The sequence below is a fragment of the Microbacterium sp. BWR-S6Y genome, assembly GCF_041379845.1.
Lineage (GTDB): Bacteria > Actinomycetota > Actinomycetes > Actinomycetales > Microbacteriaceae > Microbacterium > Microbacterium hydrothermale.
This window is the reverse complement of record NZ_JBFECV010000010.1, coordinates 76779-93028: the sequence shown is the minus strand read 5'-3', so window position 1 is coordinate 93028 and position 16250 is coordinate 76779. Positions and strand designations below refer to the sequence as shown.

Annotated in this window: 16 protein-coding genes and 1 pseudogene; 11 read left to right on the top strand and 6 right to left on the bottom strand. The window is 71.7% G+C overall.

All coding sequences use genetic code 11. The features are described from left to right. Positions 1-128: pseudogene (locus AB1K56_RS17755) on the top strand (IS481 family transposase); the annotation flags it as partial. Here the strand turns inward: AB1K56_RS17755 and AB1K56_RS17750 are convergent. Further along, positions 125-634, bottom strand: a complete 510-nt coding sequence (locus AB1K56_RS17750) for a DUF3515 domain-containing protein (RefSeq protein ID WP_264630980.1) — start codon at positions 632-634, stop codon at positions 125-127. The pseudogene AB1K56_RS17755 and the gene AB1K56_RS17750 sit on opposite strands and share 4 nt — an antisense overlap. A gap of 25 nt (positions 635-659) precedes the next feature. Between AB1K56_RS17750 and thiL the strand changes: the two genes are divergently transcribed. Beyond that, positions 660-1664, top strand: a complete 1005-nt coding sequence (gene thiL / locus AB1K56_RS17745; protein ID WP_371206731.1) for a thiamine-phosphate kinase — start codon at positions 660-662, stop codon at positions 1662-1664. Between the two features lie 70 nt (positions 1665-1734). On the opposite strand, the gene rsmD is transcribed toward thiL, so the two are convergent. Next, complete coding sequence (rsmD, locus tag AB1K56_RS17740; RefSeq protein ID WP_371206730.1) at positions 1735-2298, bottom strand: 16S rRNA (guanine(966)-N(2))-methyltransferase RsmD; 564 nt, start codon at positions 2296-2298, stop codon at positions 1735-1737. 82 nt (positions 2299-2380) lie between these two features. Between rsmD and AB1K56_RS17735 the strand changes: the two genes are divergently transcribed. The 6 genes from AB1K56_RS17735 (at position 2381) to mutM (ending at position 7547) form a co-directional block, all read left to right on the top strand. Beyond that, a complete protein-coding gene (locus tag AB1K56_RS17735; RefSeq protein ID WP_371206729.1) occupies positions 2381-4558 on the top strand; it encodes an ATP-dependent DNA helicase RecG in 2178 nt (725 codons plus the stop codon). Positions 4559-4600: 42 nt separating this feature from the next. Next, on the top strand, positions 4601-5098 hold the full coding sequence (coaD, locus tag AB1K56_RS17730; RefSeq protein WP_136585433.1) for a pantetheine-phosphate adenylyltransferase: 498 nt from the start codon (positions 4601-4603) through the stop codon (positions 5096-5098). Positions 5099-5254: 156 nt separating this feature from the next. Then, positions 5255-5749 carry a DUF177 domain-containing protein gene (locus AB1K56_RS17725; protein ID WP_371206735.1) on the top strand — a complete coding sequence of 165 codons (495 nt, stop codon included), beginning with the start codon at positions 5255-5257 and terminating at the stop codon, positions 5747-5749. Between the two features lie 2 nt (positions 5750-5751). Continuing rightward, positions 5752-5961 (top strand): 50S ribosomal protein L32, encoded by a 210-nt coding sequence (rpmF, locus tag AB1K56_RS17720; protein WP_013586329.1) that lies wholly within the window; start codon positions 5752-5754, stop codon positions 5959-5961. 10 nt (positions 5962-5971) lie between these two features. Continuing rightward, on the top strand, positions 5972-6664 hold the full coding sequence (gene rnc, locus AB1K56_RS17715) for a ribonuclease III (RefSeq protein WP_136585434.1): 693 nt from the start codon (positions 5972-5974) through the stop codon (positions 6662-6664). Beyond that, positions 6657-7547: a bifunctional DNA-formamidopyrimidine glycosylase/DNA-(apurinic or apyrimidinic site) lyase gene (mutM, locus tag AB1K56_RS17710; protein ID WP_371206728.1), complete on the top strand. Its 891-nt coding sequence runs from the start codon at positions 6657-6659 to the stop codon at positions 7545-7547. Before rnc ends, mutM begins: the two co-directional genes overlap by 8 nt. A gap of 78 nt (positions 7548-7625) precedes the next feature. On the opposite strand, the gene AB1K56_RS17705 is transcribed toward mutM, so the two are convergent. Then, positions 7626-8708, bottom strand: coding sequence for an N-acetyltransferase family protein (locus AB1K56_RS17705; protein WP_371206727.1), 1083 nt, complete (start codon positions 8706-8708; stop codon positions 7626-7628). A 65-nt stretch (positions 8709-8773) separates the two neighbouring features. Then, entirely contained in the window at positions 8774-9064 is a 291-nt protein-coding gene (locus AB1K56_RS17700; RefSeq protein WP_371206726.1) for a hypothetical protein, read from the bottom strand. 430 nt (positions 9065-9494) lie between these two features. On the opposite strand from AB1K56_RS17700, the gene smc reads away from it, so the two are divergent. The 3 genes from smc to AB1K56_RS17685 all read left to right on the top strand — a co-directional run bounded on the left by smc (position 9495) and on the right by AB1K56_RS17685 (position 14462). Then, a complete protein-coding gene (smc, locus tag AB1K56_RS17695; protein ID WP_371206725.1) occupies positions 9495-13013 on the top strand; it encodes a chromosome segregation protein SMC in 3519 nt (1172 codons plus the stop codon). A 4-nt stretch (positions 13014-13017) separates the two neighbouring features. Next, on the top strand, positions 13018-13890 hold the full coding sequence (gene ftsY, locus AB1K56_RS17690) for a signal recognition particle-docking protein FtsY (RefSeq protein ID WP_136585439.1): 873 nt from the start codon (positions 13018-13020) through the stop codon (positions 13888-13890). A 71-nt stretch (positions 13891-13961) separates the two neighbouring features. After that, positions 13962-14462: a DUF2004 domain-containing protein gene (locus tag AB1K56_RS17685; RefSeq protein ID WP_371206734.1), complete on the top strand. Its 501-nt coding sequence runs from the start codon at positions 13962-13964 to the stop codon at positions 14460-14462. Positions 14463-14556: 94 nt separating this feature from the next. Here the strand turns inward: AB1K56_RS17685 and lipA are convergent, their stop codons facing one another. Both lipA and lipB read right to left on the bottom strand, forming a co-directional pair. Then, positions 14557-15582 (bottom strand): lipoyl synthase, encoded by a 1026-nt coding sequence (gene lipA / locus AB1K56_RS17680; protein ID WP_264630968.1) that lies wholly within the window; start codon positions 15580-15582, stop codon positions 14557-14559. Then, positions 15579-16223 carry a lipoyl(octanoyl) transferase LipB gene (lipB, locus tag AB1K56_RS17675; RefSeq protein WP_276606264.1) on the bottom strand — a complete coding sequence of 215 codons (645 nt, stop codon included), beginning with the start codon at positions 16221-16223 and terminating at the stop codon, positions 15579-15581. Before lipB ends, lipA begins: the two co-directional genes overlap by 4 nt. Positions 16224-16250 lie beyond the last annotated feature (27 nt).

Here is a 16250-nt window from a genome sequence, read left to right as displayed (position 1 = left end):
CAGAAGCCGAACGCCGCGCGGCGCTGCCGGGTTGGTTGCACTTCTACAATCATCACAGGCACCACTCCGCGATCGGAGCCCCGCCCATCCGCAGGATCGACAACAACCTTTCCGGACATCACATCTAGGGCGTCGGCGTCGGGGTGGGGGAGGCCGTCGCGTCGGAGGCGGTGGTGCACACCGATCCGGTCGGCTGCAGATACGACCGGATCAGGGGGCCGAGCGCTTGCGCGACGTCGCCGCTGCTGGCCTCTTCGTAGTCGAGGTAGACCTGCAGCGCCGGCGTCCGGCCGAAGGTCGTGAGGGTGTAGCGGTTCTGCGCGGCTTGCGACTCGTCGACCAGCCAGTCCACGCCGTCGAACGAGCGGCAGGGCAGGGTCGAGGGGCCGGGGGTCTCGAGGCCGCAGGTCATGAGGATCGCGGCGGGGTCGCCCCACGCTCCGGTCGCCTGCGCGTCGGTCCACCGACGTTCCTGTCCCGAGATGGTCTGCGGCAGGCGAGCGACGATGTTCGCGCACGCGGGGTCGTTGGCATCCTTCGCCGGCTCCATCGCGACCGTCGTGCTGCACGCCGCGAGGCCCGGGAGCAGGGCGAGAGCGGTCAGCAGAGCGAGGGGACGACGGGAGCGGGGCACCCCTCCAGGCTAATAGCGTGGAAGGGTGACCGACGCCGACACCAGCCGTGAGACCACCGTGGGAGACCAGTCCGAGGGGCAGATCCTCCGCGGCCTCCTGGACCGCCTTCCGCCCTCGCAGGCTCCGGTCGGTCCGGGCGACGACGCCGCCGTCCTCGCGATGCCCGACGGTCGCGTGGTCGCCACCACCGACACGCTCGTGCACGGTCCGGACTTCCGGCTGGCGTGGTCGGCGCCGTTCGACCTCGGCTTCAAGGCCGCCGCGGTCAACCTCGCCGACGTCGCGGCCATGGGGGCGCGGCCGGTCGCCCTGCTCGTCGCCCTCGCGATGCCCGATGAGACGCCGGTGTCGTTCGTGCGGGCTCTCGCGGACGGTCTCGCGGCCGCGTGCGCGGAGCTCGCCCCCGGCTGCGCGGTCGAGGGCGGCGACCTCACGGTCTCGGACACCCTCACCCTCGCCGTCACCGCCCTCGGCAGCCTCGACGGCCGTGACCCGGTGCGCCGTTCGGGGGCCCGCGCGGGCGACGGGGTCTACGTCATCGGCGAACTCGGTGAGGCCGCGCGGGGACTCGAGGTCCTCTTCCGTCGCTTCACCGACGACGACGGGGCCCCTCTCGCGCTGACCCCGGAGGCCCGCGCGGCCCTCGACCCCGCCGACGCGCGGGCCGTCTCGCGTCAGCTCGCCCCGCGCCCGCCGATCGCGGCGGCCCTGGAGGCCGCGGCATCCGGTGCCACCGCGATGATGGACCTCTCCGACGGACTGGTGCTGGATGCCACGCGCCTGGCCGACGCGTCGGACGTCACGATCGAGATCGACAGCGCCACCCTCGGCGAGGAGCCGGTCCGCGCCCTCGACGGCGGCGAGGACCACGGTTTCCTCGTCACCTTCGCCCCGGATGCCGTCCCCCTCGGCCGCCGCATCGGATCGGTCGTCTCGCGGGCGACCGACGCGGTGCGGGTCGACGGCCGCGCGTGGGAGGGCCCGGGCGGGTGGGATCCCTATCGGGATTGGGACGCGCGCCGCGGCTGAGACCGGGACCCTCTCCGACGGCCGACGGGAGCCGGCGGGCCGAATGGCCGGGGCGTCGCCCCGGGCGCGGTCACGACGCGGGGCGTCCCCACCACATCGTCGTGTCGCCGTAGGCGCGGTCGCGGTCGGCCTCGAGACCCGCCGCGTCCCACGCGGGTGCGGGGGAGCGCTTCGCGCGTTCCACGATGACCGTGGCGTCGGGGCTGAGCCGCGGCGCGAGGGCGACGAGCACCGCCGTGAGCTCGGCCTCGCCGACGTCGTAGGGCGGATCGATGAAGACCAGGTCCCACGTCTGCGCGGATGCCGCGAGGTAGGTCGTGACGTTCGCGCGGTGCACGCGCGCGGGGGCGGAGACGCCCGCCGTGCGCAGTCTCTCGGCGTTCTTGCGGATGAGGGCGGCGGCGGGAGCCGCGAGTTCGACCAGATCGGCCGAGGCGGCGCCGCGGCTGAGGCTCTCGAGTCCCAGCGCGCCGGAACCGGCGTACAGGTCGGCGACGCGGGCGTCGTCGACGAGGCCCGCGGCGTCGAGGGCGCCGAAGAGCGACTCGCGGACGCGGTCGCTCGTGGGGCGCGTGCCCTTCGGGGGGACGTCGAGGACGGTGCCGCCGGCGCGGCCCGAGATGATGCGCGTCACCGCTCCAGCCTAGGGTTCCCGGCTGCGGGGAATCGGTTTCGCCCGGCGCGGGCATGTCGGAGGTCGTCCCTAGACTCGGACCATGCCCGGTTTCTCGCTCGCCTCCCGTCTCGACGGGGCCGTCGGCGGCAAGACGGCGACGGCGTTCGACAAAGCCTTCGGCGTCACGACGGTGGGCGAGCTCCTCGAGCACTATCCCCGGCGCTACGCGCGCCGCGGCGAGCTCACGCCGATCGCGACCCTGCCGCTGGGCGAGCCCGTGACGATCGTCGCCGAGGTGGTCAGCGCGAGCGAACGCCGCATGCAGAACCGCCGCGGATCCCTGCTCGAGGTCGTCATCAGCGACGGCGACGGACGCATGTCGCTCACGTTCTTCAATCAGCCCTGGCGGCTGAAAGACCTGACCCCCGGTCGGCGCGGCATCTTCTCGGGCAAGGTGGGCGAGTACCGCCGCCAGACGCAGCTGACCAACCCCGACTACGAACTCTTCGACGACATCGCCGAGGCGCGCGCCGAGGCCGAGGTCACGGCCAAGCGGCCGATCCCGATCTATCCCGCCACGAGCACCGTGCCCAGCACCCTCGTGCAGAAGACGATCGCCCTCGTGCTCGACGGCCTGGGCGAGATCGACGATCCGCTGCCCGAAGACCTCCGCGCCCGTCGGGGGTTGCTGGGAGCCCGCGCGGCGCTCGAGCGCATCCACCGTCCCGAGAACGACGACGACATCCCGCCCGCGGTCGAGACCCTGCGCATGCAGGAGGCCTTCGTGCTGCAGACCGCCCTCCTCCAGCAGCGCCAGTTCGTGCGGGCGCTGTCGGCGGCGAAGAGGCCCGCCGCGCCCGGGGGGCTGCTCGAACGGTTCGACGCGATCCTGCCGTTCGAACTCACCCCCGACCAGCAGAGCGTGGGTGCGCAGCTCGCCGCCGATCTGGTCGGCGGTTGGCCGATGAACCGGCTCGTCCAGGGCGAGGTGGGATCGGGCAAGACCCTCGTCGCCCTGCGCGCGATGCTGCAGGTCGCCGAGTCGGGCGGGCAGTCCGCCCTCATCGCCCCCACCGAGGTGCTCGCCGGTCAGCACCTCCGCTCGATCGCGCGCATGCTGGGTCCGCAGCTCGCACCCGAGCTCATGCCCACCCTGCTGACCGGGCAGATGCCGGCGGCCGAACGGCGCAAGGCGGCTCTGCGGGTGGCGTCCGGACAGGCGCGCATCGTCGTCGGCACCCACGCGCTGCTCAGCGCCACCACCACTTTCGCCGACCTCGGCTTCGTCGTCGTCGACGAGCAGCACCGCTTCGGCGTCGACCAGCGCGAGGCGCTGCGGTCCAAGGGCGACTCCCCGCACACGCTCGTCCTCACGGCGACGCCGATCCCGCGCACGGTGGCGATGACGGTGTTCGGCGACCTCGACGTCTCGACGATCCGCACCATGCCCGCGGGGCGAGCCGGCATCCAGTCGTTCGTCGCCCCGCTGGCCGAGAAGCCCGGCTGGTTCGCACGGGTGTGGGACCGCGTGGCCGAAGAGGTCGCCCTGGGTCGGCAGGCGTTCGTCGTCTGCCCCGCGATCGACGCCGAGCAGGTGTCCGCCGACGGCAAGAGCGACGAACCCGCTGACGCGCCCGCCGCCGCGAACGGCGAGGGCAACCGCACGCGTTGGGGCGTCGTGCAGGTCGAGGCGCTCTTGTCGAGGCTGCCCTCGTTCGCCGACATCCGCGTGCAGATCCTGCACGGCAAGATGGCCTCCGACGAGAAGGATGCCGTCATGCAGGCCTTCGCGCGCGGCGACATCGACGTGCTCGTCGCCACCACGGTCATCGAGGTCGGCGTCGACGTGCCGAACGCGTCGACGATGGTCATCCTCGAGGCCGACCGGTTCGGCGTCTCGCAGTTGCACCAGCTGCGCGGCCGCGTCGGTCGCGGGGGACTGCCGGGGTTGTGCCTGCTCGTCACCGAGGCGTCTCCGGGCACCTCGGCGCGCTCGCGCGTCGAGGCCGTCGCGGCGACCCTCGACGGGTTCGCCCTGGCCGAGGTCGACCTCGAGCTGCGCGGCGAAGGCGACGTCCTGGGGGGAGCCCAGTCGGGGGCGCGGTCGTCGCTGCGTCTGCTGCGGGTCGTCACCGACGCCGCCCTCATCACCGAGGCGCGGGCCGAGGGCGAGCGCGTGCTCGCCGACGATCCGGCCCTCCAGCGGCATCCGGGTCTCGCCGCCGCCCTCGAACGCCGGGTCGGCGTCGAGGAGCGGGCCGCGCTGGCGAAGTCCTGAGCCTTCCGCCTCGGCGTGACGGCCGCTCGATAGGCTGGCGGCATGGACCCCCGGATCGCCGTCGTCCCCGGCTCGTTCGACCCGCCCACCCTTGGACACCTCGACGTCATCCGGCGCGCGGCCGGTCTGTTCGACCAGCTCCACGTGCTGGTGGTGCACAACCCCGGCAAAGAGGCGATGCTGCCCATCGCCCAGCGTCAGAGCCTGCTCGAGCAGTCGATCCAGGAGGCCGGCGTCGAGGGCGATGTGATCGTCGCGGCGTGGAGCATGGGCCTGCTCGTCGATTACGCGACCGATGTCGGCGCGAAGGTGCTCGTGAAGGGCATCCGCTCGCAGGTCGACGTGGCGTACGAGACCCCGATGGCGATCGTCAACCGCGACCTCGCCCACGTCGAGACGGTGTTCCTGCTGCCCGATCCCTCGCACGCCCTGGTGTCCAGCTCGCTGGTGCGTCAGGTCGCCGGTCTCGGCGGAGACGTGTCGCCGTACGTGCCGCCCGCGGTGGCGCGGTTCCTCGACACCGGCGCGCGCGGACTCTGAGCCTTCCCCTCGCGCGCTGACGCCGGCGCTCGCGCGACGCGTTCCGGCCGCCCGGCCTCCGTCCAGGGGCGCGCGGGTAGCATGTCGACCGTGAGAACCCACCGTCCCGGTCCCTTCCAGCTCCCCGTGCGCGACATCGAGCGCAAGCCGGGTGAGATGCGCGAGCACTCGCTCGACATCCCCGCCCCCGAGAAATGGGGGGAGGGTCTCGTCTCCGTTCCCGAGGGCGAGGTGCTCGAACTCGAGGTGCGCCTGGAGTCCGTGCACGAGGGCATCCTCGTCTCGGGCACCGTCGACACCACCGCCGCCGGGGTGTGCGGGCGCTGCCTCATCGACATCACCGAGCCTGTCGAAGTCGAGTTCCAGGAACTTTTCGCGTATCCTGGGGGAGAAGCGAGTGACTTCGACGTTCAAGACGACCACGTGGATCTTGAAAATCTGGTCCGGGATGCCATTGTCCTGTCGCTTCCGTTCCAGCCGGTGTGTCAGCCGGATTGCCCCGGGCTCGACCCGAACACGGGCGAGAGGCTGACGGAAAGCCCCGGCGAACCGGAGCAGTCGCCCGTCGATTCTCGATGGGCTGCGCTCCAGCAGTACACCTCAGACCACGGCGATGCGCTCCGCGCCGCCCCCAAGACAGAGAAGAGCTAGACATGGCAGGTAACCCCCCGAAGCGGAAGGTCTCCCGCTCCAACACCCGTTCGCGTCGCGCCCAGTGGAAGGCTGAAGCCCCCGCCCTGGTCAAGACCATCGAGAACGGCAAGGTCGTCTACAGCCGCCCCCACCAGGCGAAGGTCGTCACCGACTCGCAGGGTACCGAGCTCTTCCTCGAGTACAAGGGCCGCAAGGTCGCCGACGTCTGATCGGTGATCCGTGACGCGTAACAACGTCGAGCGCTCAGCGCTCACCGAGAAGCTCGGGGTCGACATCGACCCCGAGCTTCTTTCTCTTGCCCTGACGCACCGCTCCTTCGCCTACGAGAACGGCGGCATCGCGCACAACGAGCGCCTCGAGTTCCTCGGTGACTCCGTGCTCGGCCAGGCGGTGACGGTGCGTCTGTTCACGCGGCATCCCGACCTCGACGAGGGAAGCCTCGCCAAGCGGCGTGCCAGCGTCGTCTCCACCGTCGCCCTGGCCGAGGTTGCCCGCACGATCGGCCTCGGGCCGCACGTGCGGCTCGGACGCGGCGAAGTGCTCACCGGCGGCAGCGACAAGGACTCGATCCTCGCCGACACGATGGAGGCGCTCATCGGGGCGACGTTCCTGTCGGCGGGTCCCGACGCCGCGACGGCGATGGTGCTGCGTCTCGTCGAGCCGCTCCTCGCCGACCCCGAACGCTACGGCGCGGCGATGGACCCGAAGACGAGCCTGCAGGAGATCGCGGCGCGACTCGGTCTGCCGGCCCCCGTGTACGCCGTGGACGCCACCGGCCCCGATCACGATCGACGCTTCACGGCGACGGTGACCGTGGGCGATGTCGCGACGACGGGCGAGGGCACGAGCAAGAAGCAGGCCGAGATGGCCGCCGCCCTCACCGCGTGGCGCGAGCTCGACGCGCGTGCCTGAGCTCCCCGAGGTTGAGGTCGTGCGAGCGGGCCTCGAGCCCGCCGTGCGCGGCGCGACGATCGTCTCTGTCGACGTGCGCGACGAGCGCGCCCTCACCCGGCACGCCGGGGGAGCGGCGCACTTCGAGGCGCACCTCACCGGTCGGCGCATCGCGGCGGCCGTCCGGCGCGGCAAGTTCCTGTGGATGCCGGTGTCCGACGACGAGGCGGTCGTCACGCACCTCGGAATGAGCGGGCAGATGCTGCTGCGGGCGCCGGGCTCTCCCGAGGAGCGGCACGAGCGCATCCGCCTCGAGATCGCGCACCCCGAGCACGGCGACCTCTCGGTGGTCTTCGCCGATCAGCGCACCTTCGGCTCCCTCGCGGTCGACGATCTGGTCGACACGCCCGACGGTGCCGCCGGCGGGAGGGGTTCCGCGCTCGCCCGCGTCCCCACCCAGGTGGCCCACATCGCGCGCGATCCGCTGGATCCCGCCTTCGACGCGGGGCGTTTCCGGGCGCGCGTGGCGCGGACCTCGTCGGGCATCAAGCGCGTGCTGCTGGATCAGACCGTCGCCAGCGGCATCGGCAACATCTACGCCGACGAGTCGCTGTGGGCGGCCCGCATCCACCCCGAGACCCCGGGTTCGGCGCTGCCGACCCGGGCCGTGAACCGCTTGCTCGCCGAAGTGCAGGCGGTGCTCGAGAAGGCGCTGGCCGAGGGTGGGACGAGTTTCGACGCGCAGTACGTCAACGTCAACGGGCAGGCGGGGTACTTCGCCCACTCGCTCAACGCCTATGGGCGCACCGGTCAACCGTGCCCGCGGTGCGGTCGACCGATCGTGCGCGTGTCGTTCATGAACCGCTCGAGCCACTTCTGCCCGCACTGCCAGCGTCGGCGCTGACGCGCTCCGCACGCGGAAGCCGCCGGCATCCGTCGCCCCGGGCAGTCCTGCGGCGACGGATGCCGGCGACTCACGCGATCAGTCGAGCACCTTCTTCCAGACGCCCTCGTACGAGATCGGCGCGAAGCCGATGCGTTCGTTGATCGAGAGCATCGGGCGGTTCTCCTCGGCGTTGTACGTCATCACGCGCGGAGACTCCGGGGCGACGTCGTGCCACGCGAGCAGACCCGCGCACTTGACGAGCAGGCCGAGCCGATGACCGCGGTGAGCGGCGACGACGAGGGTGTCCTCCTGGCTCGTTGCGGCGGTGCGGTCCTTGCCGATGACCAGTTCGTTGAAGGCCGCGAGCTCGCCGCTGTCGACGTGCTGGGCCGCGGTGACGATCATGTGGCGTCCCGCGTCGGTGTATCCCGCTTCGTAGCGGCGCACGCGCGCGGCATCCCACACCTCCTCATCGAACTCCAGATCGGCCGACGGCGCGTCGGTGACCATGCGCGACTTCATCCACGCGAACGACTCGACGAACTCGTCGGGGGTCGGCAGCGTCCACTGCACCACGCGGTAGCCGGCTGCGGCGGTCTCGGCCTCGGCCAGCAGCGCCTCGAGGTGCGGACGCGATCCGTCGAGCTCGAGCCGGCTCACCCGCACGATCTGTTCGAGCGTGCACCCGGATGCCGTGAGGAAGCGCGCGGCGTGATCCTCGGGGATCGAGCCGAACCCCGTGGGGGCCGCGAGTCGCGGTCCGTCGGCGGCGGGATGCTCCGCCCAGGCCTGCAGGACCGTGCGTCCCTCGGCGCGGGCGACGCGCTCGATCTCGGCGAACGCGGCCCGGCCGATGCCGTGGCCCCACGCGGAGCGCCGGAGTTCGACGAGCCAAAAGCCGGTGCGCGCCCCGTCCTCCTGGGGGAGGTCGAGGCCGACGCGCCCCACGACGTCGCCGTGGAACACGACGATCCACGAGAACCGCTTCATCTCGGGTTTCGGTTGGTACAGCGGGAGCAGTTCGTCGGCCGGCATCGAGGAGTCCTCGTGGCCCGAGATCTCGGCGTAGACGAGGTTGCGCAGACGCACCATCTCGCGGAAGTCCGCGGCATCGGGCGCGTCGAGCGACGAGGGGATGTGGAGGGGGCGCAGCTCGAGGCCGGCGGGGAGGGAGGTCATGAGAATGCTTTCGTGTCGGAGGGGATGGCGGTGGGGTCGACGTCGCGGACGGTCGACCCCACCTCTCAGAACGGCGGGCGGCTGAAGGCCGCGGCGCTCTGCCAGGCCCGCTCGCGCTTGTCGCGCTCGGCCTGGATCTTCTGCGCGCGATACGCGCTGACCGCCTGGTGGTCGAGGGCGCGAGCGCGATCGGCGTGCCGGGTCAGCAGCCAGAGGCCGAGACGCAGGGACAGCCGGTCGAACAAACCCAGCGGGCGGTAGGCGGTCGTGTCGAAGGTGACCGAGGTCGGTGTCGGTGTGGGGGTGGTGGGCGCGGCCGAGGTGTGCTGCGGCGCGCGCGCGAACAACGCGTTCATGCGGAGGCTCCGTGAGAAGAAGACGAGGAAGCGACGCGCCGGACGGGCGCGTGGCGGGACCGTGAACGGTCCGGGCGAGCAGAGGGCTCGCGGGAAGCGGAGACGCCAGGGCGTCTCGACGCGACGGGATTACCCGAGACGGGAGGGCATGCCGACGGCGGAGGTCACTTCGGAGACGGGTGCGGAGAGCACGGGGACGGCGGCGTAGCCGTGGGCGGTGAAGCCGGTCGTGTTGCGAATCATGGAAGGAACCTCCTTTCGACGTCGGTTGCGACCCCCGACGCTAGCGAACGCGTTCAGCGAATGTCAAGCTGTCTTCCAGAAATGACGGTCTGTCGGGCGCGTCTGCGCGGTCGGATCGGCCCGGTTCCGCGGAATTCCGGGGCTGTTCGGATAGCGTGGAGCCCCGGGCCGATCGAGGGAGGGTGACGTGCATCTCAAGAGCGTCACGCTCAAGGGCTTCAAGTCGTTCGCGCAGGCCACGACCTTCGCGCTCGAACCCGGCGTCACCTGCATCGTGGGCCCCAACGGCTCGGGCAAATCCAACGTCGTCGACGCGCTCGCCTGGGTGATGGGGGAGCAGGGCGCGAAGACCCTCCGCGGCGGAAAGATGGAGGACGTCATCTTCGCCGGCACCTCGACGCGCGGCCCCCTCGGCCGCGCCGAAGTGCAGCTGACGATCGACAACGCCGACGGCGCTCTTCCGATCGACTACAGCGAGGTGACGATCAGCCGCACGCTGTTCCGCACCGGCGCGAGCGAGTACGCGATCAACGGCCAGACCTGCCGCCTGCTCGACGTGCAGGAACTCCTCAGCGACTCCGGCCTGGGCCGCGAGATGCACGTCATCATCGGCCAGGGGCGCCTCGACACCGTCCTGCAGGCGACCGCAGAAGACCGACGCGGCTTCATCGAGGAGGCCGCCGGCATCCTCAAGCACCGTCGGCGCAAAGAGAAGACCGCGCGAAAGCTCGAGGCGATGGAGACGAACCTCACGCGCCTGAGCGATCTGGCGGGAGAGCTGCGCCGCCAACTCAAACCCCTCGGCAAACAGGCCGAGATCGCGCGCGAGGCGGCGACGATCGCTGCCGTGGTGCGCGACGCGAAGGCGCGCCTCTACGCCGACGACCTCGTGCGGCTTCGGACCCAGCTGGCCGACGCGGCGCGCGCCGAGAGCGAGCGCCACACCGAGCGACTGGGGCTGCAAGAGCAGTCCGACGGTCTGCGTCAGCGGGTCGAGCGTCTCGAGAACGACCAGCGCTCCGAGGCCGTCGACGGCGCGCGCAGCGTCGCCTTCGCCCTCGAGCAGGTGCAGGAACGCCTCCGCGGGCTCTACACGCTCGCGGGGCAACGACTGACCCTTCTCGCCGACGACGACGACGGAGCGGGGTCCGGCTTCGCCCCGACCGTCTCGCAGCGCACCATCGACGACGTGCGCGCCGAGATCGACGACATCGCGGCCGGTCTCGGCGACGCGCAGGACGCCGCCGCCGACGCGAGTCGTGCCGTCGCGCGCGCCCGGGCCGATCTCGACGCCCTCGACGTCGACATCGCCGCCCAGAGCGCCCTCGTGTCGGAGCACGATCTGAAGATTCAGTCGTTGCGCGGCACGGCCGCGGCCGCGAACTCGGCCCTCGCGGCCGTGCAGGGCGGTCTCGACCGTCAGCAGCGTGCACTGGACGCCGCGCTCGTCCGGCGCGCGGAGGCGGAGCAGGCCCGGGCCGAGCTCGACCCCGACGTGGTCCCCGAGGCGTCGACGGCCGAGCACGCGGCGGCGTACGAGCGGGCGCAGCGCGACGCGAACGAGGTGGAGACCTCGGTGGCCGGACTTCGCGAGCGCTTGCACGCCGCCGAACGCGAGCGCGACGCGCTGTCGGCCCAGACCACGGTCCTCGGCCGCGCCCTCGACGTGCGCAACGCCGCCGCCGACCTCGTCGCCGCGGGTGCGCCGGGCGTGCGCGGCCTCGTCGCCGACGACGTCAAGGTGACCGCGGGATACGAGACCGCGATCGCTGCGGCCCTCGGCTCCCTCGCGGAGGGGCTGCTCGTCGACGCCCCCGACGACGCGATCGCCGCCGCGCGCACGGCCGCGACCTCCGACCTCGGACGCGTCGAGATCGCGATCGCGGGCGTCTCGTCGGACGCGCACCCGCCGGAGCTGGACGCGACCCCCGCGGTCGAGGTGATCACCGCGTCGCCCGGGGTGGTCGGCATCCTGAGTCGGACCGTCATCGTCGACGATCTCGACGCCGCCGCCGCGCTGCGCGACCGCCTCGCCGCGGACGTCACCGTGGTCACGCGCGCCGGCGAGGTGCTCACCGCCCACACGCTGCGCGCCGGGTCCGACTCGGGGCGGTCGCGACTCGAGCTCGCCGCCGAACGCGACGCCGCCGCCGAGCGGCTGGCCGAGATCATCGTCGTCGCCGACTCGCTGCGGGAAGCCCTCGGCGACGCGCAGCGTACGCTGTCGGATGCGCGTCAACGCACCAAAGAGACCCTGTCGACCCTCCGCGCTCACGACGCCGCCCTGGCGAGCCACGCCGAGAAGGTCAACCGGGTGACCGTCCGCCACGAGGCCGCGGTCGCGGAGTGCGAGCGCCTCGCGGCCGGTGTCGCCCAGGCGGAGACGGCCGTGACCGAGGCGGAGGCCGCCGCGCGGCGGGCCGACGAGGCCCTGACCCGCGCACTGGAGGCGCCCCGACCCCTGCTCGACGCCTCGGCGCGGGAGCCGCTCGCCGCGGAGGTCGAGGCCGCGCGCGAGACCGAGATGCGCGCGCGCCTGGACATCGAGACGCTCAAGGAGCGGGTCCGCGCCGGCGAGGCGCGCATCGTGCAGCTCGAGCAGCAGCGGGTGCGCGAACGCGCGGCCGCCGAGGAGGCGGCGCGGCGCGCCGTCATCCGCCGCGCGCAACGCGAGATCGCCGCGGAGGTCGCCGGAGCGCTGCCGGCCCTGCTCGACTCCGTGGACCGCTCCGTCAGTCAGGCGCGCGTCGAGCTCGCGGCCGCCGAGACCGCCCGCGCCGCCGTGACCGAGGAGCTCACGCGTGCGCGCAGCGAGGAAGCCGCCGTGCGCGAGCGGCTTGCGCGGCTCACGGAGAGCGTCCACGGGCTCGAGCTGCAGATGCACGAGAAGAAGCTGCACGTCACGAGCCTGCTGGATCGCGTGCGCTCGGAACTCGCGCTCGATGAAGACATTCTCGTTTCGGAATACGGCCCCGATCAGTTGATTCCGGGAGAGGAGGGCGCGGATCCGGTCGCCTTCGACCGCCCCGGACAGAAGCGCCGCCTGCAAGAGGCGGAGCGCAAACTCGGCCGGCTCGGCCGGGTGAACCCGCTCGCCCTCGAGGAGTTCGCCGCCCTCGAGCAGCGCCACGCCTTCTTGAGGGAACAGCTCTCCGACCTCCAGCAGACCCGCGCCGACCTGCAGACGATCATCGCCGACCTCGACGAGAGGATGCAGACGATCTTCGTCGCCGCCTTCGAGGACACCCGCGCGGCCTTCACCGAGATCTTCCCGATCCTCTTCCCCGGCGGGTCGGGCAGCATCTCGCTGACCGAACCGGACTCCCCGCTGACGACGGGGATCGAGGTCGCCGTGCGACCCGTCGGCAAGAAGATCGAGCGCCTCTCGCTGCTCTCGGGCGGAGAGCGGTCGCTGGCCGCGGTGGCGTTCCTCACCTCGATCTTCACGGCGCGCCCGAGCCCGTTCTACATCCTCGACGAGGTCGAGGCGGCGCTCGACGACGCGAACCTCGGCCGCCTGCTCGGCGTCTTCGAGAAACTCCGCGCGAGCAGCCAGCTCATCGTGATCACGCACCAGAAGCGCACGATGGAGATCGCCGACGCCCTCTACGGCGTCTCGATGCGACAGGACGGCGTGTCCGCCGTCGTCGGGCAGCGGGTCGGCGACCGCGCCGCCGCCCGGGGCGAGGCCGCCCCCGTAAGCTGAAGCAATGGCTGAGAACTCCTGGTCGCTGGGCCGCGCGCTGCGCGGGTTGTTCGTCAAACCCACCATCGACGAGACGACCTGGGACGACCTCGAGACCGCCCTGCTCACGGCCGACTTCGGCCCCGACGTCACCGAGCGTCTGATCGACGAGTTGCGCGAGAAGGTCGAGCGCTACCGCACCACCGACCCGCGCGACCTCCAGCGCATGCTGCGCGAGACGCTTGAGGAGCACTTCGCGAAGTTCGACACGACCCTGCGCCTCACCGAGCGTCCCGCCGTCGTCCTCGTCGTGGGCGTGAACGGCGTCGGGAAGACCACGACGATCGGCAAGTTCGCGAAGTTCCTGCAGCGCTACGGCCGGTCCGTCGTCGTGGGCGCCGCCGACACCTTCCGCGCCGCCGCGGTCGACCAGCTGGCGACCTGGGCCGAACGCGGGGGAGCGACGATCGTCCGTCCGCAGCACGAGGGCCAGGACCCGGCATCCGTCGCGTTCCAGACCGTCGCGCACGCGAAGGAGACCGCGACGGAGATCGTGCTGATCGACACCGCCGGCCGCCTGCACACCAAGGGCGGCCTGATGGACGAGCTCGGCAAGATCAAGCGCGTGGTCGAGAAGCAGGCGCCGATCAGCGAGGTGCTGCTCGTCCTCGACGCCACGACCGGCCAGAACGGGCTGATGCAGGCGCAGGCCTTCCTCGACAGTGCGGGGGTCACCGGCCTCGTGCTGACCAAGCTCGACGGCTCGGCCAAGGGCGGCTTCGTGCTGGCGGTGCAGGAGCGCACCGGCATCCCGGTGAAGCTGCTGGGGCAGGGCGAGGGCATCGGCGATCTCACCGGATTCACCCCGCACGTCTTCGCCGCGTCGCTGGTGGACTGAGCGCATAGCGCACCGCAGGCCCGTGGCGGGTCTTCTTCCCGAAGGCCGCGGGTGATGCTTACATGGGACTCATGGCGATCGAGCACGATTTCTTCGGACTCCTCGAGTCGGGCCCCGACGGGTCGATCTTCTGGAGCGAGAACGTCGAGTTCGGCGACCAGAGCGTCACCGTCGACCTGACCGCACCCGACCAGGACGACGTCTCGGTCGAGGCGCTCGACGTGGCGGCATCCCTCATCTCCTCGCTCGAGGCGATCGATCTGGCCGCGCGCAATGCGATGGTCAACGAGCTCGACTCGCGCACGAGCGAGGTGACCGAGTACATCCTGCAGCAGCAGGCGACCCTGGGCGAAGAGCTCGACGACCTGCTCATCGACGCCTCGGGTGACACCCACATCGACGTCATCAAGGCGCTGCAGCTGATGAGCATGACCATCCTCGCCGACGAGCACGGGGGCGCCGACCCGTTCGCGGTGCTCGAGTACGCGCTCGACCCCGACGCGACCGACGACGTGCTGCTGGTCAACCTCGCCTCGGACGGGCGGGTGCAGTCGGTCACCAGCGCCGAGTGAGTCGGGCGGTTCGTCCCCGCGATGCCGGCGTTCGTCTTGTCGGTTCCCGGATGCCGCGAGGCCCGTCGTCAGCGGACCCCACGGCATCCGTCGGTCAGACCGCCTGAGCGAAACCGGCGTCGGCGGCGGCGATGTCCTTCGCGAGGTGCGCCAGGTGCGGCGGGATCTCGCGGCCCTTCGACATCATCGACTGCGCCCACAGGCGACCCGCGCGGTACGACGAGCGCACCAGCGGACCCGCGAGCACCCCGAGGAAGCCGATGCGCTCCGCCTCTTCTTTGAACTCGACGAACTCGGCGGGCTTGACCCAGCGCTGCACGGGGAGGTGCCGCGGGGTGGGCCGCAGGTACTGCGTGATCGTGATGATGTCGGTGCCCGCGTCGTGCAGATCGCGCAGCGCCTGCACGACCTCCTCGGGCTCCTCGCCCATCCCGAGGATGAGGTTCGACTTCGTGATGAGGCCGGCGTCGCGGGCCGCGCTCAGCACGCCGAGCGAGCGCTCGTAGCGGAACGCCGGTCGGATGCGCTTGAAGATGCGCGGAACCGTCTCGACGTTGTGGGCGAAGACCTCGGGGCGCGACGAGAAGACCTCGTCGAGGTGCGCGGGGTTGCCGGAGAAGTCGGTGGCGAGGATCTCCACGCCGGTGCCGGGGTTCTCGGCGTGAATTCGCCGCACGGTCTCGGCGTGCAGCCACGCGCCCTCGTCGGGCAGGTCGTCGCGCGCGACACCCGTGACCGTGGCGTAGCGCAGCTGCATCCGGGTGACGCTCTCCGCGACGCGCCGGGGCTCGTCGCGGTCGTAGTCGGCGGGCTTGCCGGTGTCGATCTGGCAGAAGTCGCACCGGCGCGTGCACTGCGACCCGCCGATGAGGAAGGTCGCCTCGCGGTCCTCCCAGCACTCGAAGATGTTCGGGCAGCCGGCCTCCTGGCAGACCGTGTGCAGCTCCTCGGTCTTCACCAGGTTCTGCAGGGCGGTGTACTCCGGCCCCATGCGCGCCTTCGTCTTGATCCACTCGGGCTTGCGCTCGATGGGGGTCTCGGCATTGCGCACCTCGAGGCGCAGCAGCTTGCGCCCGTTGGGGGCGGTGGATGCCGCGGGGCCCGTGCCGCAGGCGCTCACGCGGCGACCGCCGCGTACTCGGCGCGGAACACGCGCTCGATCGACCCGACGATGTCGCGGGGGGTGACGTCGGCGCCGACGATCTCGCTGACGGTGGTCACCCCGGCATCCGAGATGCCGCACGGCACGATGTGGCGGAACCCCGCGAGGGTGTTGTCGCAGTTGACGGCGAAGCCGTGCATGGTCACTCCTTTTTCGACGCGGACTCCGATTGCCGCGACCTTGTCGACGCCGAGGGGGCGTCGGACCCAGACTCCGCTGCGGCCCTCGACGCGGAAGCCGTCGACGCCGTGCGCCGACAGGGCGTCGATGAGCAGGCCCTCCAGGCGCCGCACGTGGGCCACCACGTCGATGGGCTCGGGAAGGCGCACGATCGGATAACCGACCAGCTGTCCCGGACCGTGCCAGGTGATCTTGCCGCCGCGATCGACGTCGATCACGGGTGTGCCGTCATCGGGCCGCTCGTGCGCCTCGGTGCGCTTGCCGGCCGTGTAGACGGCCTCGTGCTCCAGCAGAAGCAGGGTGTCGCCGCGCTCGCGCGCCACGACGTCGGCGTGCACGCGGCGCTGGTGGGCCCAGCCGTCGAGGTAGGGCACGTAGTGCGGGGCGAGGCCCGCGTGCTGGATGTCGATCATCGACAGCTCCCGCCTTGTTGGATTGCGTCCAAG